Raw genomic sequence first — 223 nt, forward strand, 5'->3', positions numbered from 1 at the left:
TACCATCGGCGCTAGAGAGCTTAACTTCCGTGTTCGGTATGGGAACGGGTGTGACCTCTCTGCCATCATTACCAGACATTATTCTTTTGAGACAATCATTATTATAACTTATTCACTTTAAAAGTCAACAAGTTTTTTATGTTCTCTCAAAACTAGATAACATTGCTACATATTATATGGTTAAGTCCTCGATCTATTAGTATTCGTCAGCTCCACATGTCAC

The 223-nt window shown here is 37.2% G+C and carries 1 rRNA gene; it reads right to left on the reverse strand.

The annotated features are described in order from the left end of the window. A 5S ribosomal RNA gene (gene rrf / locus KVT31_RS30135) occupies positions 1–76 on the reverse strand; the annotation flags it as partial. Between the last annotated feature and the right edge of the window lie 147 nt (positions 77–223).

It is taken from the genome of Bacillus sp. GbtcB14, assembly GCF_019091205.1.
Classification (GTDB): Bacteria; Bacillota; Bacilli; order Bacillales; family Bacillaceae_G; genus Bacillus_A; species Bacillus_A cereus_AG.